Annotated in this window: 18 protein-coding genes and 2 pseudogenes; 10 read left to right on the top strand and 10 right to left on the bottom strand. The window is 70.0% G+C overall.

All coding sequences use genetic code 11. The features are described from left to right. Positions 1-333 (bottom strand): annotated as a pseudogene (locus tag BT364_RS34435) (hypothetical protein); the annotation flags it as partial. 251 nt (positions 334-584) lie between these two features. Further along, positions 585-2,498: a LamG-like jellyroll fold domain-containing protein gene (locus tag BT364_RS34430; protein ID WP_072489128.1), complete on the bottom strand. Its 1,914-nt coding sequence runs from the start codon at positions 2,496-2,498 to the stop codon at positions 585-587. Positions 2,499-3,290: 792 nt separating this feature from the next. Between BT364_RS34430 and BT364_RS34420 the strand changes: the two genes are divergently transcribed. Continuing rightward, on the top strand, positions 3,291-3,578 hold the full coding sequence (locus BT364_RS34420; protein WP_072489127.1) for a hypothetical protein: 288 nt from the start codon (positions 3,291-3,293) through the stop codon (positions 3,576-3,578). Positions 3,579-3,718: 140 nt separating this feature from the next. Here the strand turns inward: BT364_RS34420 and BT364_RS34415 are convergent, their stop codons facing one another. Further along, complete coding sequence (locus BT364_RS34415) at positions 3,719-4,282, bottom strand: hemerythrin domain-containing protein (protein WP_072489126.1); 564 nt, start codon at positions 4,280-4,282, stop codon at positions 3,719-3,721. 781 nt (positions 4,283-5,063) lie between these two features. Here BT364_RS34415 and BT364_RS34410 point away from each other — a divergent pair. After that, entirely contained in the window at positions 5,064-5,732 is a 669-nt protein-coding gene (locus BT364_RS34410; protein WP_072489125.1) for a PP2C family protein-serine/threonine phosphatase, read from the top strand. Between the two features lie 532 nt (positions 5,733-6,264). Here the strand turns inward: BT364_RS34410 and BT364_RS44460 are convergent. Further along, the gene (locus BT364_RS44460) at positions 6,265-6,954 is read right to left on the bottom strand and encodes a transposase (protein ID WP_072489123.1); all 690 of its coding nucleotides are present in this window, start codon (positions 6,952-6,954) and stop codon (positions 6,265-6,267) included. Beyond that, positions 6,929-7,975: an Lrp/AsnC family transcriptional regulator gene (locus BT364_RS34395; RefSeq protein WP_072489122.1), complete on the bottom strand. Its 1,047-nt coding sequence runs from the start codon at positions 7,973-7,975 to the stop codon at positions 6,929-6,931. The genes BT364_RS44460 and BT364_RS34395 overlap by 26 nt, the downstream gene beginning before the upstream one ends. A gap of 104 nt (positions 7,976-8,079) precedes the next feature. Here BT364_RS34395 and BT364_RS34390 point away from each other — a divergent pair, with 104 nt between their 5' ends. From BT364_RS34390 to BT364_RS43605, 4 genes and pseudogenes are all read left to right on the top strand, one after another. Continuing rightward, positions 8,080-8,304: a hypothetical protein gene (locus BT364_RS34390; protein ID WP_072489121.1), complete on the top strand. Its 225-nt coding sequence runs from the start codon at positions 8,080-8,082 to the stop codon at positions 8,302-8,304. After that, positions 8,301-9,773 carry a sodium:solute symporter family protein gene (locus tag BT364_RS34385; RefSeq protein ID WP_072489120.1) on the top strand — a complete coding sequence of 491 codons (1,473 nt, stop codon included), beginning with the start codon at positions 8,301-8,303 and terminating at the stop codon, positions 9,771-9,773. The genes BT364_RS34390 and BT364_RS34385 overlap by 4 nt, the downstream gene beginning before the upstream one ends. Continuing rightward, positions 9,770-11,665, top strand: coding sequence for an amidohydrolase (locus tag BT364_RS34380; RefSeq protein WP_143166598.1), 1,896 nt, complete (start codon positions 9,770-9,772; stop codon positions 11,663-11,665). Before BT364_RS34385 ends, BT364_RS34380 begins: the two co-directional genes overlap by 4 nt. Positions 11,666-11,788: 123 nt before the next feature. Then, a pseudogene (locus BT364_RS43605) lies at positions 11,789-12,639 on the top strand (transposase family protein); the annotation flags it as partial. Positions 12,640-12,810: 171 nt separating this feature from the next. On the opposite strand, the gene BT364_RS34365 reads toward BT364_RS43605, so the two are convergent. After that, positions 12,811-13,224, bottom strand: a complete 414-nt coding sequence (locus BT364_RS34365; RefSeq protein ID WP_072489117.1) for a MarR family winged helix-turn-helix transcriptional regulator — start codon at positions 13,222-13,224, stop codon at positions 12,811-12,813. Positions 13,225-13,395: 171 nt separating this feature from the next. Between BT364_RS34365 and BT364_RS34360 the strand changes: the two genes are divergently transcribed. The 4 genes from BT364_RS34360 (at position 13,396) to BT364_RS34345 (ending at position 17,292) form a co-directional block, all read left to right on the top strand. Then, entirely contained in the window at positions 13,396-14,307 is a 912-nt protein-coding gene (locus BT364_RS34360) for an SDR family oxidoreductase (protein WP_072489116.1), read from the top strand. A 1-nt stretch (position 14,308) separates the two neighbouring features. Then, positions 14,309-15,196 (top strand): amidohydrolase family protein, encoded by an 888-nt coding sequence (locus tag BT364_RS34355; RefSeq protein ID WP_072489115.1) that lies wholly within the window; start codon positions 14,309-14,311, stop codon positions 15,194-15,196. Between the two features lie 10 nt (positions 15,197-15,206). Continuing rightward, on the top strand, positions 15,207-16,766 hold the full coding sequence (locus BT364_RS34350; protein ID WP_072489114.1) for an acyl-CoA synthetase: 1,560 nt from the start codon (positions 15,207-15,209) through the stop codon (positions 16,764-16,766). 67 nt (positions 16,767-16,833) lie between these two features. Further along, positions 16,834-17,292 (top strand): MaoC family dehydratase, encoded by a 459-nt coding sequence (locus BT364_RS34345; RefSeq protein ID WP_072489113.1) that lies wholly within the window; start codon positions 16,834-16,836, stop codon positions 17,290-17,292. A gap of 126 nt (positions 17,293-17,418) precedes the next feature. Here the strand turns inward: BT364_RS34345 and BT364_RS34340 are convergent, their stop codons facing one another. From BT364_RS34340 to BT364_RS34325, 4 genes are read right to left on the bottom strand one after another with little or no spacing between them, the layout of a single operon-like run. Next, positions 17,419-18,444, bottom strand: a complete 1,026-nt coding sequence (locus tag BT364_RS34340) for an aldo/keto reductase (RefSeq protein ID WP_079179789.1) — start codon at positions 18,442-18,444, stop codon at positions 17,419-17,421. Next, positions 18,441-19,415 carry a Gfo/Idh/MocA family oxidoreductase gene (locus BT364_RS34335; RefSeq protein WP_072489112.1) on the bottom strand — a complete coding sequence of 325 codons (975 nt, stop codon included), beginning with the start codon at positions 19,413-19,415 and terminating at the stop codon, positions 18,441-18,443. Before BT364_RS34335 ends, BT364_RS34340 begins: the two co-directional genes overlap by 4 nt. Position 19,416: 1 nt before the next feature. Continuing rightward, positions 19,417-20,724: a protocatechuate 4,5-dioxygenase subunit alpha gene (gene ligA, locus BT364_RS34330; protein WP_072489111.1), complete on the bottom strand. Its 1,308-nt coding sequence runs from the start codon at positions 20,722-20,724 to the stop codon at positions 19,417-19,419. Positions 20,725-20,747: 23 nt separating this feature from the next. Further along, positions 20,748-21,668: an amidohydrolase family protein gene (locus BT364_RS34325; protein ID WP_072489110.1), complete on the bottom strand. Its 921-nt coding sequence runs from the start codon at positions 21,666-21,668 to the stop codon at positions 20,748-20,750. Between the last annotated feature and the right edge of the window lie 2 nt (positions 21,669-21,670).

The following is a 21,670-nucleotide window of genomic DNA, read 5'->3' as shown; positions in this document are numbered from 1 at the left end:
GTTGGCCGCTCCGCGGTACACGACGGTGGCGCGGGGGGTCGGCATCCCGTCCGCGAACACGTGCGACCAGGTGACCACCAGATCGTCCTTGCCGTTGCCGTTGCCGTTGCCGTTGCCGTCGCCGACTCCGGTGGGCCGGGGGGTGTAGTACGACGGCTTGTCGGGGGTGAGGTCGAGCGTCTTCGTACGGGCGGGCTTGCCCGTACGGGTGAACGGGCCGAACCGGACCGTCGCCTGGGAGTCCGTGTTCCTGTTCGTGACGAGGTCGGCGTGGGCCCCGGCGGTGTCGGGGTCGGCCGCGTGCCGCTTCGTGGCCGTGGCGGTCTGCGTCACGCTCGGTGAGACGGCGGAGTCGGGTACAACCCCCGGGGCGCCACAGGCCGCTACCGCGGTCAGGGCCAGGGTGGAGACAAGTCGTTTCCGCATGTGGAGTTGGACCGGGGCCGCCCACGAATGGTTGCGTGGGCGGCCAGGCAGACCGTACGGCGGTGCCCACGCCGGTACGCCAACCTGAGCGAGGGATACGTGAAGGGCTACACGTACATATTGACCGCTGGTCAGGTTGTCATCAACTGACCGCCCAGTCAGTGGGGCGGCGGAGTCGGGGCCGTCATGAAGTCCCTCACGCGCAGGGGGCGTTCGACGATCCGGATGTCGCCGAGCCAGCCGTGCATCAACTGGTCGAGCCTGCCCCCGTATTCATAGGCGCCGAGCAGCCAGGGCAGACCCGCGGTGGCGAGACCGGTGGTGCGGGTGGCGGGGTTGCGGGCGACGACGCAGCCGTCGACGTACATCGTCGTGTGTTTGCCGTCGTTGACGACCGCCACGTGCCACCACCGGTCGCGCGACAGCTCATGGCTCCAGTTGGTGACGGCTCCCGGCTGGTTCAGCGGCGCCGCCGCCCACTGGAGCCCGGGGCCGTCCGACACGGAGAGGGTGGCGACGGGCTCGTCCGAGTCGCCGGACGTCTTGCCCGCAGCCCCGAGCGTGCCCCGGCGGCCGAGTACGGCGCCCCAGGCGTTGCGTCCGGCGTCCCAGTCGGCGGGGAGACGGAGGAAGGCCTCGATGGTGTAACCGGACCTGAAGGTCTTGGTGTTGAGCGGTGCGTTGTTCTCCGTACGCAGATACGCGCCCCGCAGCGGCGGCTTCGAGCCGTCGAAGTAGAGGCTGCCGTGGCCGGGCTGGTCGGGGTGGTGGTCGGTGGACCAGCGCAGCGCGTCGGGCGCGCTTCCGGGCACGGCTTCGCGCACCAGGTCGTTGCGGTGCCCGGACAGGTCGGGGACGCGCAGATCGGCGGCGGCGGAACCGTCCGGGTGCGCGGGCGAATCGAAGCGCCAGTAGGCGACGGTGCCCGGTATCAGCAGCTGCTCCGCCGGGCGGGGGCCGCGCACCGGCACGGGCGCGAAGCCGGCGAACCGCTTCTCGAAGTCGATGGGGACGGCGAACCGGTCCTGCGGACCGGTCATTTCGATCTCGCCGCGCTCCAGGTCGTTGAGCCTCTCGCCCGCGCGGCCGAGGATCCACGGGGAGACCGTCTCCACGTCGATGGTGTTCCTGGCCAGGTCGAAGCGGTAGAGGCGGATCATGGCGCTGCCGCCGTAGTAGCGGTTCTGGTAGTTGGTGATGTGCAGATGGACATCGTTGCCCGCGGTGTTCTTGCGGGTGGTGCGCCCGGCGGGCCAGTAGTGGCCGTTGAGGGTGAGGAAGATCTGGTCGTGCCCGGCTATCAGCTCGTCCCACAGATGCTCTCCGTGGTCGGAGAATTCGGCCTCGTCGCCGTCCGCGTCGGCGTACACCAGCTCGTGGGTGGTGAGGACGACTGGCGTGTCCGGGTGCTTGGCGATGACGTTCCGGGCCCAGGCGAGGGACGCCGCCGACGGCCGCCAGTCGAGCGCCAGCACCAGCCACTCCCGCCCGGCGGCGCGGAACACGTGGTACGTGTTGTAACCGTCCGGGGTCGCCCCGCCGAACGTGGGCAGCTGCCGCATGCGCCGCGGACCGAAGGTGTCCAGGTACGGGGTGCGGCCGCGCCCGTCGTCGGTGGACGACTTGATGTCGTGGTTGCCCGCGACGACGCTGTAGCCGACCTGTCGCCGGTCGAGCAGTTCGAAGGCCTCGCCGATCGCCTCGAATTCGTCGGTCCGGCCGCTCTCGGTGAGGTCGCCCAGATGGGACAGGAACACGATGTTCTCGTCGCGCCCGTGATCGAGGACGTAACGCAACGAGGCCTCGACCGGGGCCTTGTTGATGCTCGCCCCGTCGAAGAGGTACTGGGTGTCGGGCATGACGACGAGCGTGAACCGGGGGTTCTCCGGATCGGGTCGCCAACGGGCCGTGGCAGCACCGGCGTTCTGCTGGGGGAGAGCCGCGGCGGGGGTGGCGGACACGAGCCCCGTGGCCGCGGCGGCGGCACCGGTGAGCGCGGCGGCCCGCAGGAACGTACGACGCCCGGCGTCGGGCAGGAGTGGTCCGTCGGGCTGGTGGAGGGGGCTGCACATGGGTGTCTCCGCGGAAGTCGATCGTCGGGGGGTGATCGTCTGCAAGTTAGCCGCGGGACCGGGGAGGAATGGCCCGTAAGGGCGACTTCCGGGCGAAGACTCCATGAATTGCCTGCTCCGGGGCCCGCGGTGAGGCGGTGGGGCCGTGGGGCTCCGGCCCCGCCTGAACGTCGCCGCGGGGGATCCTTCGAGGCGTGGGCGGGCTGGCGTGCCCGGAGCTGCCGGCCCGACGTCGGGAGGTGGTGTTCCCCGGCCGGTCGAGGTTGGATCGAGGGGCGAAGCCGACGAGCCGGCAGTTCACTCTCTGGCCCCAGGACCGGTACGACATCGCCACCGCAGCCGGAGGCCCGCTGTCCGACAGGCAACTGGAGCCCCTGCTGCGAGTACTGAAACAGCACGGAGCACCCGTGCTGATCGCGGTCGGCGGGGTCGTACTCGGTGACCCGGTGCGCGTGGGGCAGCACGTCACTACCCGCCAGGCATCGAAGGCGCTGCTGCGGCCTGTTGGCGCTCAAGGACACGGAAGACGGTGGCGCGGCTGACGGAGAAGAGCTCGGCGAGGCCGGCGATGGTGTGCTCGCCGGACTGGTGCTGCTGGACCAGGGGCCTGCTGGCGGGCGGCGAGCGAGTCGTCGAGTCAGCTCGGCTTGCGTCAGCAGGCCACCGCTCCAGTCGAAGGCCGCTGGGGAGACCCGCAGGAGGACGCGCGACGTCCACGACTGGACCGCGGGGGTGGCGGGAAGACCGCGCAGCAGCAGCGAGTTGCGCGCGTCCGGCCCGTCCAGGAACAGGATGGTGCAGATTTCGTCGCCGCCGCCGAGGACATCCACCCAGATGGTGTCGGCGCGGCGGGCCGGGGTGGCGGCGGCGCTGATCCGGTTGGGCCGGAACCGGATGCAGAGACAGGGGCGCAGCCGGGACATCGCCCGCAACCCGATCCTTTATGCAGGGGGGTCCAGACGGCAGGATGGCCACCGGCAGCATCCGAACCCGGTGATCGGTTTTCCGTGCGCCGGAGCCACCGAGAAGTTGCTGCCGAGTGTGCTGGCCCTGAACGTCCAATTCATGACATCGGCGTAAAGGACTGTGCTTGGCGCGGGTCCTGTGCCATCAGGTTCACCCAGCAGGGCGCACCGGCCACCGGCATGGTTCCTTCGAGGACCGGCATTCAATGCTCCTCCGGATGCGCAATGGGTGGCCGGGCATGCCCAGGGTGGGGTTCAGCCGGTGGTCGTGCGGTTGTTGAGAAGATCGCGTACCCGGTCCACCAGCCCGGCCCCGGGGACGAGCAGCTTGTTGGCGGGCGGGGCGTTCGGGAGCAAGAGTTGGGGGAGAGTGGGGGCCGTTTCCTTGGCCCGGCGCACCAGCCGCCCGAGCTCGGCCAGCCTCTCGCGCGGGAGGGCTGCCGTGAGTTTCGGGAACAGTTCGTGCTCTTCCTCGCGCATATGGGACGCGACCTCGAATTTCAGCTTCGCGATCACGTCGTTGAACTGCGGATCATCGACGTTCCGGTCTTCGAGGTCCCTGAGCATCTGCTCGACCTTGGCGTGATCGGCCAGTTCCTTGTCGACCAGCGCCGCACCGTGCGGTACGTGCTTGCGCACCACCGGATGAAGGTGCAGTTCCTCGGCGACCGTATGCCGTACCAGTTCCGCAGTCAGCCGGTCCGCCAGAACCCGCCGTTGGGGATCATCGACCGGCTGCACTTCGATCTGCTCGAACAGGGCCTCCAGCTCACGGTGATCGGCCGCGAGCTCCGCGATCACATCGCCGCCAGGTTCCATCACAGTGCCTTTCCTCGGGTTCACCGCCCCTCGGAAGGAGGGTGCAAGCACATAGACAACACGCCCTGGACACAAAACCTGCACTACGCGCACGGGAACAGTCCAGGCACTCACCTCCTCGGCGCAGCCACGTCGGGAGCCGCGTTGTCGGCCCGTTTCCGCGGGGTCGGTCGGGGTTACGGCTGCTCGTACCGGTGGGCTCCTGTTCCGCGCCATTCGACCCGGATCGGGCTGTCGGGTGTCGCCTCCGGGGCATCGGGTCCGCCCGCTCCAGGAAGAACAGGACGTCACGGGCGGAGCGGGCCGGGCCCAACACCTTCGTCTTGCCGCCATGACCGGCCTTGGCCTTCGACCGCCGTGCCCCTTCGACCGCCCGCCGACAAGGGGCTGTGTATCACGATCGGTGGCGGCAGCTTCATGCCCTCACCCTGCCCCCGCTCATGCTCCGCCGCACGTCAGCGCCGCAGGGCCCTCCGCCTGATCGCGCACCGCCCAGGAGGGTGTTGCGCCATGCATTCAGCCCATATCTCGCCGGGCCCTGCGTTTGTGCGGCGCAGCCGCCCCGGCGCAGGCGCCCCCCGGCGCTTGCTGCAAGGCCCCGATGCCGCCGAAAAGGCACGAGCAGACCGGCCGTACGACAAGCGAGGACAATGTTCTGAGGCAGTAACCGCCGACCGCGGCCCGAAGCAGTGCACTCCGGCCGCTCTGCCGAAGACCGTCCCCTGCGGCTGTGCCCTCCGCCAGCGCGAGAGGGACCACACTGTGAACACCGAAAGCGTCGATGCCGCACTGGGGCAGGGGAGCAGGCAGCGGGGACTGGTACGACGGCTTCCCCCTGCCCGACGACGCCAGCGCCCTGATCATCGGCGACGTGATCGGCCACGACGCGCAGGCCGCCGTCACGATGAGCCAGCTGCGCAACATGCTCCGCGCCCTCGCCTGCGACCGGCAAGATCCCCCCAGCGACATCCTGCGCCGCCTCGACCTCATCTCGGACACCCTCTACCCGGGACACGTCGCCAGTTGCATCCACGCACGCCTCGAAGCCTCCCGCCACGGCCGCTGGCACCTGCACTTCTCGAACGCCGAACATCCGCCCCCACTGCTCGTCGAACGCGACGGTGACACCAGCTACCTCGACGACTCACACGTCCTCCTGCTGGGCGTCGACACCGCTCAGAGCCGCTCCGACCACGAGGAGATCCTGGCGCCTGCGGCCACACTCCTCCTCTGCACCGACGGCCTGATCGAACGCCCCGGAGAAAATGTCGAGGACCGGCTGCACCGCCTCCGCGAAGACGCAGCCGCACATGCGCGTGAATCGCTCAGCATCTTCTGCGACGAAATCCTCGCCGACTTCGGCACCGGAAGCACCGACGACATCGCATCGCCGTACGCCTGCCCACGTGAACCCGGAACTGCCCTGTGGAGGCAGGAGTGTCGCGCCTAGGAAAATCCAACGGCCCGATGTACACCTAGCCGACGACGCAGACCTGGAACGGGTCCCGAAGCATCGTGATACGCCGGGGCACTCCGACCATGAGGGAGAGGCTATGGCGAGGGTGGTAGTCGAGGGGACCGATATCGTCGTACACCTGTCCTGGCGGGAGAAGGCGCTGGCACGCCACCGCAATGTGCGGGTTCCGGTGTCGGCGCTGCGCCAACTCCATATCGAGCCCGACTGGTGGCGTGCGCTTCGCGGTGAGCGTGATCGGGGCACGTGCATCCCCGGACAGCTGTGCGCGGGCGTCCGGCACCTACGGGAGGGGCAGGACTTCACGTTGGTACGGGCCGGCACACCAGTGCTGTGTGTGGAACTCCGCCGGAGCGCGTCATTCAGCCGACTGGCGATCTCTGTCCCCGATCCTGAGAAGGCGATGCGAACTCTCTTGCCGCTGGTCCCACGGGATCGGCTGGGGTGAAAGCGAGCGGAACCCGCTTCCAACTGCGTAGTGTTCTCTCCCCCCTTTTTTTGCCGATGGTCATTCGACGATCCAGGCCGAGTGCTTCGATCCAGGCGTCCAGGTACCGGGCCGGGCACCTTCGAGCCGTCCTGCAGGCTGCGGTGCGTAATCTTGGTAGTCCAGCCCCCACGCACCACCCCGAAGCACCGGGACCCAAGGCCACCTCCACCGCGGCGCCCCCTCGCCCCTCCGTCCCTTGCGGCGCAGTGCGGCCGTGATCCTCGGGGAGCCGTAGGCGCGGCGGGACTGCGTGTGGAGCTTCCGGATTTCCGTGACCAGCTCGGTCTCCTCGCCCGCTTGCGCCTCGGCGGCCGGGAGTGCAGCCCGCCAGACGTAATAGCCGGAGCGGGACACCCCCAGGATCTTGCACATCGGCTGACGCCGTGGCCGTTCGGGTTGTGCTCGGTGGCCTTCTCCGCATCGATGAACGCGTAGCGCACGGCTACTTCGTCGACTCCCGCGTGAAGAAGGCCGCGGCTTTTTCAGGACCTCGATGGTCTGCTGCTGTTCCCGATTCTTCCGGCGCAGACGCCGGAGCTCTTCTTCCTCGTCGCTGGTCAGGGCACCCGCAGGCCCGTGCCCGCGGTCGGCCTGGTCCTGCTTGACCCAGTTGCGCAGTCCCTCGGCGCTGACGCCGACCTCCCGGGCGACCTCGGTGGGCGACCGCTGCCGGTTCCGCCGCTCACGCCCACATGTCCATCGGCACAAAACCCGTGTTCCGGCCTTCGGCGTCGAGCAAGTGCCCCATCCGCTTGGGGTTGGCCAGCGTCAACCGCCGGTCCTCGACGGTGAGCTCGGGAAAACGCTCGGTGAGGTGGGCCTCCAAGCGGCGGGTGTCCGGGACGGAGCGGACCCACGCGGTGATCAGCAGGCTGTGCCGGGCGGCGATGGCGGCGCACAGGCGGACTTCGCTCGCCGCGGCGATCGACGCGCCCACGCGGGCGAGATCCGCGCTGGGGACGTTCGCGAGATAGTGCACGAACACCGGGAACCCCGAGACGCCGTGGGCGATTTCGCAGCGGGGCACGAGGCTGCCCTCGCGCAGCAGCCGGGTCACGCGGCGGCGTACGGTCGACTCGCTCATGCCCGTGAGCTCGGCGAGTTCGCCGTAGCCGAGCCGCCCGTCCTTGCCGAGCGCGAGCAGCAGCGGGCGGTCCTCCGGCGCCAGCGTCGCGGCGCCGGTGGGTGCCGTGTCGTCCGCCGGGCGCAGCAGGCCGCGTTGGCCGGGGTCCAGGGAACGCAGGTCCCAGCGGCTGCCCTCGGTGAACAGGTGGGTGGCGATCATGCTGCGGGTGGCCGTCACGCCTTCCTGGGCGCCGATGACATCGATGGCCAGACGGGACAGCGCCGTGAGGTCGGCGACCATGACCGTGAGGAAGAGGTCGGTGCCGCCGGACACGTGCTCGATGCCGGTGATGCGGGGGTCGCGGACCAGGCGCTCGGTGACCGCGGGAACCTGTGACGGCACGCAGTCGACTTCCACGAACGCGGCGCAGTTGACCTGCTGGACGAACGGGCCGCCGTACGTGGTCACCCACGCCAGGCCGCGCGAGCGCAGCCGCTCCCAGCGGCGGGCGGCGGTGACCGCGCTGATGCCCAGGGCCTGCCCGACGAGCGTCCACGATGCCCGCGGTGCGGCCTGGACGGCGTTGACCAGTGCCAGGTCGGTCTCGTCCAGAGGGTGCGGGCGGGGCGAGCCGATGGTCGGCGATTCGACGGAATGCTTCATATCTCGACTCTATGTGAATCTTCTCGACAGATTTTGATTGATCTTACCCGGGAAGTTTCATGCTCCAAGGGTTCGCGAGATCCGACGACCCCCAGGAGCGGTCCATGCGTGTCGCGGTATTCCTGCTACTCGTGCCCGTAGCGGCACTGTTGTCGACGGTGTGGCTGCCATTCGTCAACGCCCCGAATGTCTGGCTCGGCATGCCGTCGATCCTGACCTGGAGCGTGGGGTGGGTGGTGGCCCTCACTCCGGCACTCGGCTACGTCGAGTACCAGCGCGGCCGCGTCGAGCGCCGGCGCGAGCACCTCCAGAACGGAGGCGGCCGATGAGCGCCACGTTGACCGTGTCCGTCGTGGGCATGTTGGTGATTGCCGCGCTCGGCGTGCTCGGCCGCCGCAAGCCCGCGGCCAGCCTGGAGGAGTGGACGGTCGGCGGACGCCGGTTCGGTGCGGTCACCACATGGTTCCTCCAGGCAGGCGAGGTGTACACCACGTTCACCTTCCTCGGGCTGGCCGGGCTCGCGTATGCCTCGGGCGTCGGGGTCGCCTACGCGCTGCCGTACCTCCCGCTGGCCTACGTCGGCCTGTATGTGATCGCGCCGCTCGTCTGGCGCCTCGGCAGGGATCGCGGCTACCTGACGCAGGGCGACTTCTTCGCCGACCGTTATGGCAGCCAAGCCCTCGGCACGCTCACCGCGGTGCTCGGCGTACTGTTCCTGCTGCCATACCTGCAGCTCCAGATCACCGGCCTCGGCCTGGTCGTCGAACTGGCGACCGGCAACAGCGGCTCCGGCACCGCGAGCATGATCGCCGCGTCGGTCCTCATCACCGCGTTCGTTCTGTGGTCGGGGATCGGCGGCGTGGCGCGGGCGGCGTACCTCAAGGACGCGCTCATGGTGCTCGTCCTGGTCGTGCTGGCGGTCGCCATTCCCGTGCACTTCGCGGGCGGCATCGGCGACGTCAGCCGCCAGCTCGCCGACACGCACGCGGCCAAGCTCTCCATCCACGACGGGCCGTTCGACCGCACCTGGTTCTTCACCAGCATGGTGACGAGCCTGCTGAGCGTCATGTTCATGACCATGCCGCAGAGCTGGCCCGCGGTGCTGTCCGCCAAGGACGAGAAGGCACTTCGGCACAACAGCATCTGGATCCCGTTCTACAGCGCGAGCCAGGCGATCCCGATGCTCGTCGGGTTCACCGGCATCCTCGTCGCCGGCGCGGCTTCCGGCGGCCCGAACGGTGTGCTCCTGCATCTCACGAACGGTGCGCTGCCCGGCTGGGTGGTCGGTGTCGTCGTCACCGCCGCCGCAGCGTGCGCGATGGTGCCGTCCGCGGGGATCGTCCTGGGCATGTCGTCGATGGTCGCCCGGAACGTCGTCCGCACGCGCACCGAGCGGTCGGGACTGCTGGTGAACCACGCCACGGTGATCGGCGCGGTCGCGTTGGCGCTGGTGCTGGGCATCAAGCGGCCGGACGCGCTGGCGAACCTCCTGCTCCTCACCTACGCCGGACTGGCGCAGTTGGCGCCGGGCCTGCTGTACGCGCTGAAGGGGCACCGCCCGCTCGCCCGCGCGTGGTCCGTCGCGGCCGGGATCATCGCGGGGGAAGCGGTCGTGATCTGGCTGACCTTCGGCAACGACGGCCACGCGGTCGACGTCGGCCACGTGAACGTCGGCCTCATCGGAATCGGGGTCAACCTTGCCGTCGGGATCCTCGTCGAGGTGGTGTTCCGGCTGGCGGGATCCGCTCGCCCCGAGGCCCCGGCGACGATGTGCCCGGTGAAGGGGACGGCGGCGTGAGCGCGGGAAGGGACGGTGTCCCGCCCGGCGCGTCGAACGGCACACCCTCCGCGCGCACGGCCGACCGGGCGACGGAGGAACCCGACCCGCACAAGGCCGACGCGGCCGACGCGGCCGACGGGGCCGACGGGGCCGACGCGGCGAAGGAACAAACCACCGAAGAGATCGATGATGGGCGAGGCAGCGACATGAACACGGGCGACAAGTCCACCGCGGGATCCCGCGCGCAGATCGCGGGATCCTGCTTCGAACCGCCGCAGGTGCAGATATTCCGGGCGCGGCGGATCATCACGCTCGCCCGAGCCGACGGAGGGGCGAACGCCGACGCCGACCCACGCGCCGAAACGGAGGCGCTCGCGACCCTCGGGGACCGCATCGTGGCCGCGGGGGACTGGGACGAGTTGCGCTCCCGCTTCCCGGGCGCCGAACGGGTCGATCTCGGCGAGGCCGTCGTCGTTCCCGGGCTCAACGACGCACACTGCCACCCTGCCGTCCTGGCCGACACCCGTCTGCGGGTCTCCCTGACCGCGCACGCCATGTCCGCGGCCGGCGGTTCGCGCGGCCTGCTGGCGGAACGCGCGCGGGCCACCGCGCCCGGCCGCTGGGTCGTCGCCGAGGGCTACGACCCAGCGGCCGACCCGCAAGGCAGGCTCACCCGCGCCGCTCTGGACGCGGTGTCGCGCGAACACCCCGTCATCGCCGTGCATTTCTCGTGCCACATGGCCGTCGCAAACACCCGGGCCCTCGAACTCGCCGGCTACCGCGACACCGACGCCGACCCCTCCGGCGGCACGCTCGGGCGCGACACCGACGGCCGGCTCGACGGCTGGATGTACGAAGGAGCCTGGTTCGACCAGTGGTACCGCCCCAGCGGGGTCCCCGAACTGCTCGGCGAGTTCACCCTCGACGACCGGGTCCGGTCGTTCGCCGAGGTGTGCCGCGACTTCCACGCGGCAGGCATCACCTCCTGGTGCGACGCCCTGGTCTCGCCCCGCGAGCTGAGGCTCTACCAGGAGGCGGCGCGGCGCGGCGTCCTCACCGCGCGCGTGGGCATGCTGGTGTGGCACCGGTACTTCGAGGACCTGGCGCGGGTCGGCATGCGTTCCGGCTTCGGCGACGAACACCTGCGCCTGGTCGGCGTCAAGCTGATGATCGACGGCGCGCTCGCGGGCGGCACGTGTTTGTGCCGCCTGCCGTACCCCAGCCAGACGGGCGCCGACAACGGCATCCAGGTGATGACGGACGAGGAGTTCGGCGCGACGGTACGCGCCGTCCACAGCGCGGGCAGCCGAGTGGCGGTGCACGCGAACGGCGACCTGGCAGTGGGCAAGGTGCTCGACGCCATCGAGGCGGCCCGCGCGGAGGATCCGGCGTACGCCGGGACCAACCACCGCATCGAGCACTGCAGCCTCGTCGACGACAACCTGGTCGCCCGGATCGCCGCCGCCGGGGTGACTCCCGTGCCGTTCGGGGCCTTCCTGCACGAGCACGGCGGCAAGCTGCGCGGTTACTACGGAGACGAGCGCGCCGCGGCGGCGTGCGCCCACCGGAAGTTCCTGGACGCGGGCATCCGCGTCGGCGGATCCTCGGACCACCCCGCCGGACCGCTCCCGCCGCTGCTGGCGATCCGCACGATGGTGACGCGCACCACCGGCGACGGCGAGGTCCTCGGCCCCGAACAGCGGGTGACCGCACGCGAGGCCCTGGAGGTCTACACGTCCGGCTCCGCGCACGCCACCGGGGAAGCACACATCAAAGGCCGCCTCGCCCCTGGCATGCTCGCCGACTTCACCGTCCTCGGCGACGACCCCCTGACCGTCGCCCCCGAACGCATCGCCGACATCCCCATCCTCTCGACCTGGGTAGGCGCCCAACGCGTATGGCAGGTTTAGCCTTGCCCCACCGAGGTATGCCAAGGGGTCTGCCAAACGAACGGGGCTGTCTCACTTTCGGTGGTGACGCAGTGTGGTTGGTGTCGTTGACATGACACGCGAGATGCCAACGAGCGTGTGAACATGGTGTTTTCTGGGCTATTGCCGCTGATCATCGAGGGTGTAGGCGATGAGGGCGGGCGGATCATGGTGCTGGCGCGGACGCCGGACGGGGTGGCAGCCTGCCCGGTCTGCGGAGCCGGGTCGGTACGGGTGCATGACTATCACGAGCGGACGGTGACCGACGTGCCGGTGGATGGTCGGCGTGTGGTGGTCCGGGTGCGTGTGCGCCGTCTGGTGTGCCCCACGCCTGCCGTCACACCTTGCGCGAGCAAATACCCGTGCTGCTCGAGCGTCACCGGCGTCGTACTGCCCGCCCGACCAGTCAGGTCAAGGCGGTCGTGCCCCAAAGCGGCTGCTGGGCGAAGGCCGGGCCGCAGCGACGGGAGCTGACCTGCGAGCGCACCACCCTGGAACGTTGGCACGCCGTCCACGACCTGCTCGGCAAGGGAGTGGGACTGCTGGACTGCGCCCGCAGGCTGGACCTGGCGCTGAACACCGTCCAACGGTACGCACGTGCCTCCGAGCCCGACCGATTGCGCCGCCCGCCCCAGTCCCGCGCCTGCCAGGTCGATGCCCACCGACACCACCTGCGCCGGCGCCGGACGGAGGAGCCCGGCATGCCAGTCAAGCGCCTGCTCGAGGAGATCCACGACCTCGGATACACGGGCAGCCTCAACCTGCTCTGCAAGTACATCAACCAGGGCCGCCCGGAAGGCGACCGGATCATGCCCTCACCACGCCGCCTCATCTCCTGGATCATGACGAGCCCCGAGCACCTGCCCGACAAGGACCGTACCCACCTCGGCGAACTCCTCATCGCCTGCCCCGAGATGACCACACTGGCCAAGCTCGTACGCGACTTCGCCTCGCTGGCGGCCAGCACTCTGCCCACGTCGTGGCGGGTGGCTGGGCGGCGGTTCTTCGAACCCAGTGGTCGGCCGGAATCCCGGGATGTTGTCTGTCGGCAGGTGTTCATACCGGTGGGCTCGTGATGCGGCAGACAGCACGGTACCGGTCGTTGCGGCGAAGGCTGTTCTGCCCGGTCAGGACAGGGTCCGCCATGCCTCGTTCAGCGCCTCCCGGAACGCGTCGGTCTCCTTCGCGCTCAGGCCGGCGGTCATGCGCTCCTCGAGGCGGCGTGCCGGCTCGGCGTACTCGGAGAGCAGCCGCCGCCCGGGGGCTGCGAGCAGGATGAGGCGTTCGCGGCGGTTGGCGGGGTTGGGTTCGCGGCGGATCAGGCCGCGGCTCTCCAGGGCGCGGACCATGTCGGCCATCGACTGGGCGGTGACGAAGGAGTCGCGGGCGAGCTGCGCCGCGGAGATCCCGTCGTGTCGGTCCAGCACGGTGAGGGCGGTGTACTGAAGCGCCGTTACCCCGGCGGGCTTGAGCAGCTCCTCCAGGCGGGCGCGCACCGCCAGCTCCGTTCTCTTGACCAGGTAGAGCAGTGACGTGCTCACGTTCGTCCTCCCGTCGTGTCGGTCCGTGTGGGGCGGCAGCGGTCCCACCTTAGGGCATTGACAGGAATCCTGCTGATTGTTCAGACTGGCGGTCATCAGGATTCCTGTCGATCCCGGTTCGGGTCGGCTCTTTCGGTATTCCTCTTTCATCACTCACGAGAGGCACCTCTCATGGATCTTCAGGGCAAGGTCGCTGTCGTCACCGGCAGCGGACGCGGTCTCGGTCTGGCATACGCGCAGGCCCTCGCCGCCGCGGGCGCCGCCGTTGTCGTCAACGATGTCGACAAGGACACGGTGGACGCCGCCGTCGAAACCATCACGTCCACGGGCGGCAGGGCGGCCGGCGTCGTGGCGGCCGTGGGCGGCACGGAGGCGGCCGAGCAACTCGTCGAGACCGCAGTGCGGGAGTTCGGGCGCCTGGACGTGCTCGTCACCAACGCGGGCATTCTCCGCGACCGCGTGCTGTGGAAGATGACGGACGACGACTTCGACGCCGTCGTCAAGGTCCACCTGCGCGGCACCTTCACCTGCGCCCGTGCCGCAGCGGTCCGGATGCGCGAGCAGGGCACCGGCGGCCGTCTCGTCCTGATCTCCTCCCCGGCCGGACAGCGTGGCAACTTCGGCCAGACCAACTACGCCGCCGCCAAGGCGGGCATCGTCGCCATGGCCCGCACCTGGGCCATGGAACTGGGCCGCGCCGGCATCACCGTCAACGCCGTCGTGCCGGTCGCCGCCACCGATATGACCAAGACCATCCCGGCGTTCGCCCCGGTCATCGAGGAGTCCGAGCGCTCTGGCAAGCCGCTGCCGGACTGGCTGCGCAAGGACGAGGGCCTCGGCAGCGTCGAGGACGTCGCCGCCCTGATCACCTTCCTCGCCTCGGACGACTCCGACGGGGTCACCGGCCAGGCCATCGGCATCGGCGGCGACCGGCTCGCCCTGTGGGCGCACCCCAAGGAGAAGGCGGTCGCCTTCGCCGACGGCGGGTGGAGCGCCCATGCCATCGCCGCCGAGTGGCCGAATGGCGTCGGCGCCGAGCCCGAGACCTACGGCATCCCCGCGCCCCAGGCCCCGGAGGCGTGACATGGGCGACCTCGCGCTCGACCTCGACCGGCTGACCGCCATCGACGTGCACACGCACGCGGAGATCTCCAAAGACGGCCACGGGGCCCTGAGCCCGGAGCTGTTCGGCGCCTCCGAGGAGTACTTCAAGGCGCATGGTCACCGGCAGCCGACCATCGACGAGATGGCCACCCACTACCGTGAACGCCGCATGGCCGCAGTGGTGTTCACGGTGGACGCCGAGCACGCCACGGGCCATCCCCGCATCTCCAACGAGGAGGTCGCAGAGAGCTGTGCCGCCCACGCCGACGTGCTCGTCCCGTTCGCGAGCGTCGACCCCCACAAGGGCCGGGCGGGCGTGCGGGAGGCCCGTCGCCTGGTGGAGGAGCACGGGGTGCGCGGGTTCAAGTTCCACCCCAGCATCCAGGCGTTCTCCCCGAACGACCGGATGGCGTACCCGCTCTACGAGGCCATCGAGGAACTCGGCGTGCCCGCGCTGTTCCACACCGGCCAGACCGGCATCGGTGCCGGCGTCCCCGGCGGCGGAGGTATCCGGCTGAAGTACTCGAACCCGATGCTGGTCGACGACGTCGCCGTGGACTTCCCGGAACTGCGGATCGTCCTGGCCCACCCGTCCTTCCCGTGGCAGGACGAGGCCCTGGCCGTGGCCACGCACAAGCCGCACGTGTACATCGACCTGTCGGGCTGGTCGCCGAAGTACTTCCCGCCGCAGCTGGTGCGGTACGCCAACACACTGCTCAAGGACAAGGTGCTCTTCGGCTCCGACTACCCGGTCATCACGCCCGACCGCTGGCTCGCCGACTTCGAGAAGCTCGACATCAAGCCCGAGGTCCGGCCTAAGATCCTCAAGGACAACGCCGCCCGCCTGCTCGGTCTGACCACGGGCTGAAGGAGACGCCGTGTTGAACCAAGGCATCGGCTCCTGGCCGGCGCGCCGGGCCCGCAAGACTCCCGACCGGGTGGCCGTGGTCCACGAGGACCGCACCCTGACCCACCGCGAGCTGCACCTGCGCGTCCTGCGCCTCGCCCACGCCCTGCGCGCGCTCGGCGTGGCGCGGGGCGACCGGATCGCGTACCTCGGGCCCAACCACCCTGCCTTCCTGGAGACCCTGTTCGCCGCCGGGACGCTGGGGGCGGTCTTCGTACCGCTCAACTCCCGGCTCGCGGCGCCGGAGCTGGCCTACAACCTGTCCGACTCGGGCAGCGTCGTCCTCGTCCACGCCCCCGAGCAGGCCGCTGCGGCCCGTGCCGCGGCGGACGAGGCGGGCGTACGGCAGCGGATCGCGCTCACCGGACCCGACGGGGACGGAGCCCTCGGCTACGAGGAGCTGCTCGCCGGCGCGGGGACGGACCCGCTGGACGAGGCCGTGGCACCCGAGGACCCGTGCCTGATCATGTACACCTCCGGGACCACGGGCCGTCCCAAGGGCGCCGTCCTCTCCCACGCCAACATCACCTGGAACAGTGTCAACGTCCTTGTCGACACCGATCTGTCCAGCGACGAGGTGACCCTCGTCGTGGCCCCGCTGTTCCACACCGCCGGGCTCAACATGACCTGCCTGCCGACCCTGCTCAAGGGCGGCCGGGTGGTCCTCCTCGGCGCCTTCGACGCCGAGCGCGTCCTGGAGCTGATCGAGGACCTGCGCGTGACGTACATGTTCGGCGTCCCCACGATGTACGACGCCATGGCCGCCCGGCCCCGCTGGGCGACCACGGACCTGTCCAGCCTGCGCACCCTCAACTGCGGCGGCGCCCCCGTGCCCGCCCGCACCATCGCCGCGTACCTCGATCGCGGCCTCGCCTTCAGCCAGGGCTACGGCATGACCGAGGCGTCTCCTGGCGTCCTCTTCCTGGACCGGGAACAGACCTCGGTCAAGGCGGGCTCCGCCGGGGTGCCGCACTTCTTCACCGACACCCGCGTCGTGCTCCCGGACGGCCGCGAGGCCGGACCGGGCGAGCGCGGCGAGATCCTGGTCCAGGGCCCCCACGTCATGACCGGTTACTGGGAACGGTCCGAGGACACCGAGGCCGCCTTCACCCGGGAGGACGACGGCGGGCGCTGGCTGCGCACCGGAGACGTCGCCCGGCTGGACGACGACGGCTACGCGTACATCGTCGACCGGGTCAAGGACATGTTCGTCTCCGGCGGCGAGAACGTGTACCCGGCCGAGGTCGAGGACGTGTTCCTCACCCACCCCGCCGTCGCCGAGTGCGCCGTCATCGGCGTTCCCGACCCGGTCTGGGGCGAGGTCGGCCGTGCCGTCGTCGTCCTCCGGCCCGGCGCCGACGCCGACAAGGACGAGATCCTCGGTCATCTCCACGGCAGGCTCGCCAAGTACAAGATCCCCAAGTCCCTCGTCCTGACCGGGGAACTGCCCCGCACGGCCTCCGGCAAGATCATCAAGCCCGCCGTGCGCGACGCGTACGCGGACGGCCCCGGAGACCGTCCGTACGCCTGACAGGCACCCGACACCCCACCTCCGCGGGCGGCGCCCCTCGCCGCCCGCGCCATCGGAAGGATCCACCATGCCCACCACCGCCCACGGCCTCGACGAGCTCAAGGCCCTCACCGGAGCCGACCTCGGCCGCACCGACTGGCTCGACATCACCCAGCAGCGGGTGAACACTTTCGCCGACGCCACCGACGACCACCAGTGGATCCACACCGACCCGGAGAAGGCCAAGGACGGCCCGTTCGGCGGCCCGATCGCCCACGGCTACCTCACCCTCTCCCTCATCATCCCGCTCTTCGGCGAGCTGCTGGAGATCACCGGCACCTCCATGAGCGTCAACTACGGCCTGGAGAAGGTCCGTTTCCCCAGCCCCGTGCCGGTCGGCGCGAAGATCCGCCTGCACGGCGCCGTCGGTACCGTGGAGCAGGTCAAGGGCAACGGCGTGCAGATGCCGCTGACGTTCACCGTCGAGGTCGAGGGCAGCGAGAAGCCGGCCTGCGTTGCGGAGGCGGTCTACCGCCACTACGCCTGACGGACCGCCGTCGGCCCCGGGCCGACGGCCTTCCAACCGCACGAAAGGGGCGCGGTACCGGACCACTTCGATCCCGGTACCGCGCCCCTTTCATCCCGCCACGAACATACGCGGACGAGCCTGGCCTCAGCCGACACGGCCGCAGCGTTCGGTGTCGATCTCGGTCAGCGTGGCCTCGTTGTAGCGGGCTCCGTGCACCGTCGTGGCGTTCAGCACTCGTCCTGCCGCGTCGAGCACCCCGGCGGGTATCTCGGTGTCGAGTACGGACAGGTTTTCCCGCAGGTGGTCCACCGACCGGGTCCCCGGAACGGCCACGACGTGGGGTCCCCGGGAAAGGACCCAGCCGAGGGCCAGCTGCGGCAGGGTGAGCCCGGCCTCGTCGGCGATCTTCTCCAGCTCGCCCCGCAACGCCAGGTTGGCCGGATAGTGGCGCTCGTCGAAGCGGGGCATGTTCCGCCGGATGTCGTCGGCGGGAAGGACCGCCAGGTCCGGCGGGGCGGCCGTGAGAAACCCCCGGGCCAGTGGGCTGAACGCCACCAGGGCGACGCCGAGTTCACGGGCCGCCTGCAACGTCCCCCGCTCCGGATTGCGCGACCACAGGCTGTACTCGTTCTGCAGTGCGGCGATCGGATGCACGGCGTGGGCCCGCCGCAGGGTCGCGGCGGACACCTCGGACAGGCCGAGCGCCCGTACCTTGCCTGCCCCGACGAGCCCGGCCATCGCCCCGACGCTCTCCTCCACCGGCACCCGCGGGTCGAGCCGGTGCAGGTAGTAGAGGTCGATGACATCGGTACGCAGCCGGGCCAACGCCTCGTCGACGGTACGCCGCAGGGTCTCGGGCCTGCCGTTGATGACGCGCCGCCCACCGACACCGGTCATCCCGCACTTGCTGGCCAGCACGATCCGGTCCCGATGGCCGGCGAGCACCCGGCCGACCAACTCCTCGTTGGCACCGAAACCGTAGAGCGCGGCGGTGTCGAAGAGCGTGACACCCTCCTCCAGCGCCGTCAGAAGCAAGCGCTCGGCGTCCTCCGCCGAAGGCGCGACGCCGTAGGCGTGGCTCAGGTTCATACAGCCCAGGCCGAGCGCCGGCACCTCGAAGGAAGCGATCCGGCGCGACGCACGGCCCGGGGCCGCCCCCGTTGTGGTCACGGGCGCGAGAAGGAGGCGAGCTGCTGCTCCAGCGCCGCCAGCGTCCGGTAGCAGGCCATCACCTGGGCGATGGAGGAGTTCGGCTCGCGGCCCTCGCGGATGGCGGCGACGAACTCGCGGTCCTGGAGCTCGATGCCGTCCATCGACACGTCGACACCGCTGACGTCGATCGGCTCGTCCTTGCCGGTGAAGAGGTCGTCGTACCGCGCGATGTACGTGCCCGTGTCGCCGATGTAACGGAAGAAGGTACCGAGCGGCCCGTCGTTGTTGAACGACAGAGACAGGGTGCAGATGGCGCCGTTCTCCGCGCGCAGCTGGATGGACATGTCCATCGCGATGCCGAGCTCGGGGTGGATCGGGCCCTGGACGGCGTTGGCCTGCACGATCGGTGAACCGGTCTGGTGGGCGAACAGGTCGACGGTGTGCGCGGCGTGGTGCCACAGCAGGTGGTCGGTCCAGGACCGCGGCCGGCCGAGAGCGTTGAGGTTCGTGCGGCGGAAGAAGTACGTCTGCACATCCATCTGCTGGATGCCGAACTCGCCGGCCCGGATCCGCTGCCGCACCCACTGGTGGCTGGGGTTGAAGCGGCGGGTGTGCCCCACCATCCCGACCAGCCCGGTGCGCCGCTGCGCCTCCAGGCAGGCCTCGGCGTCGCCGAGGGAGGCGGCCAGCGGAATCTCGACCTGGACGTGCTTGCCCGCTTCGAGACAGGCCAGCGTCTGCTTGGCGTGCATCGGTGTAGGCGTGGCGAGGACGACGGCGTCTATGCCGTCCATGGCCAGCACTTCGTCGAGGGTGGCGACGCCGCGGCCGATGCCCTGCTCCGCCGCGAACTTCCGGGCGTTCTCCAGGGAGCTGCTCACCACGGCGGCCACCTCGACGCCCTCGATCCGCCGGAGCGCGGCGGCGTGCTTGGCGCCGAAGGCGCCGCCTCCGGCCAAGGCGACCCGGAGGGTTCGGTCTTCAGTCATGTCACTCCTTCACGGCGGGCTCCTCGGCCCGCGGGCGGTTTTCCAGGATCACGTGGCCGACGGCGGTGTTGGACGCCGGCACATGGTAGAAGCGGTGCTTGACCTCGATCTTCCCGGTCCCGTCGACATCGCTCAGGGCACCGCGGGCGATCAGCCACATGACCAGCTCGATGCCCTCCGAGCCCGCCTCCTCGACGTACTCCAGGTGCGGCACCCGCGCCAGGCCGGCCGGGTCCTCGACCAGCCGGTCGAGGAATGCGTTGTCCCACTCGCGGTTGATGAGACCGGCGCGGGGGCCCTGGAGCTGGTGGCTCATGCCGCCGGTGCCCCACACCTGGACCTTCAGCGGTCGGTCGTACGACTCGATCGCCCTGCGCAGCGCCCGGCCGAGCTCGAAGCAGCGGGCGCCCGAGGGCACGGGGTACTGCACCACGTTGACGTGGAACGGGATCACCTTGCACGGCCACTTCTCGACGTCGCCGAACATCAGCGACAGCGGGACGGTCAGGCCGTGGTCCACGGCCATCTCGTTGGCGAGGGTGAGGTCGAAGTCGTCCTTGATGAGCGAGTGCGCGATGTGCGCGGCCAGGTCGGGGTCGCCCTCGATGCCGGGGACGGGACGGGGCCCGTACCCCTCGTCGGCGGTGGCGTAGGCCGCGCCCGTACCGAGCACGAACGTCGGGATCAGGGACAGGTCGAACGAGGAGGCGTGGTCGTTGTAGACCAGGAAGACCACGTCGGGGAGGTTCTCCTGCTCCCACTCCTTGGAGAACTCGTACCCGTCGAAGACCGGCCGCCAGTAGGGCTCGTCCGTCTTGTCGTGGTCCATCGCCGCACCGATCGCGGGCACGTGGGAGGTGAAGACCGCACTGGTGATCGTGGCGTGCTCGGCCGGGGGCGTCGGGTCGGCGTGCGCCGCCTCCAGGACGGCGTGGTCGATGCGGTTGCCCTCGACGGAGCGGCCGCCGCCGACCATCATGGCGCGGTACTGCTCCTCGGTCATGCCGGTCATCGAACCCGCCATCTGCTGGAACGAGAACCCCAGGGTCGCGCCCCACTTGGCGAGGAAGTAGATGTTGCCGCCCTCGCGCATGGCGGTGTTGAGGTCGCGGTCGAGCAGTGCCTGCTTCTGTTCCTCCCGCAGCGGCCAGGAGTCCAGGTAGGCGCGCTCGTCGGAGAGGTAGCGCTCGCGGTTCTCCGCCGTCATCAGTGACATGCAGAACTGGTTGAGGTGGTAGCCCTTGGCGGACTGCTCGGCGTCGAAGATGGTGGTTCCCGGCACCAGCTTGTAGGTCTTGTCCAGTGACATGGTGGCCTCCGGTCGTGGGCGGGTCAGTCGGTGTCCGGCCAGTACAGGCGCATCGGGTTGTCGACGAGGAGCTTGCGCTGCAGTTGCGCGGTCGGTGCGATGTGCGGGATGAAGTCGACCAGCAGACCGTCGTCGGGCATGTGGTCGGTGAGGTTCGGGTGGGGCCAGTCGGTGCCCCACAGCACCCGGTCGGGGAACTCCTCGACCACGCGTCGGGCGAACGGTGCGACGTCGCGGTAGGCCTGCCGCTCGCCGTCGACGGCCGGCGGGCCGCTCACCGACAGCCGCTCCGGGCAGGTCACCTTGCACCAGATGTCGGGTCTTGCCCGCAGGAACTGCAGGAACGTCTCGAACTGCGGGCCGTGCGGGTCCTTGGTGACATCGGGCCGGCCCATGTGGTCGATGACCAGTGGTACCGGGATCGAGAGGAAGAAGTCGCGCAGGTCGGCGAGGTCGGCTGCCTCGAAGTAGAGGACGACGTGCCAGCCGTAGGGGGCGATCCGTTCGACGACGTCCTGCAGGTCCCGTCGTGGTGCCGTGTCGACGAGTCGCTTGACGAAGTTGAAACGTACGCCGCGGACACCGGCCTCGTGCAGTTCCCGCAGCTCGGTGTCCGAGATCCCGGGCCGTACGGTGGCAACGCCCCGGGCCAGTCCTCCGGAGGCCCGCAGAGCGTCAGTCATGGCGCTGTTGTCGGCGCCGTGGCAGGTCGCCTGGACCACGACGTTGCGGGCGAAGCCCAGGTGGTCGCGCAGCGCGAAGAGCTGGTCCTTGGACGCGTCGCACGGGGTGTACTTCCGCTCGGGCGCGAACGGGAACTCGGCTCCCGGGCCGAAGACGTGGCAGTGCGCGTCGACGGTTCCCTCGGGCATCCGGAATCGTGGCCGGCTCGGACCGGCGTACCAGTCCAGCCAGCCAGGGGATTTCTCGAAGTCCGTCGTCATCA

This window comes from Streptomyces atratus (assembly GCF_900119365.1).
GTDB lineage: Bacteria > Actinomycetota > Actinomycetes > Streptomycetales > Streptomycetaceae > Streptomyces > Streptomyces atratus_B.
The sequence above is the reverse complement of the archived record's forward strand: the minus strand, read 5'-3'. Positions and strand labels throughout refer to the sequence as shown.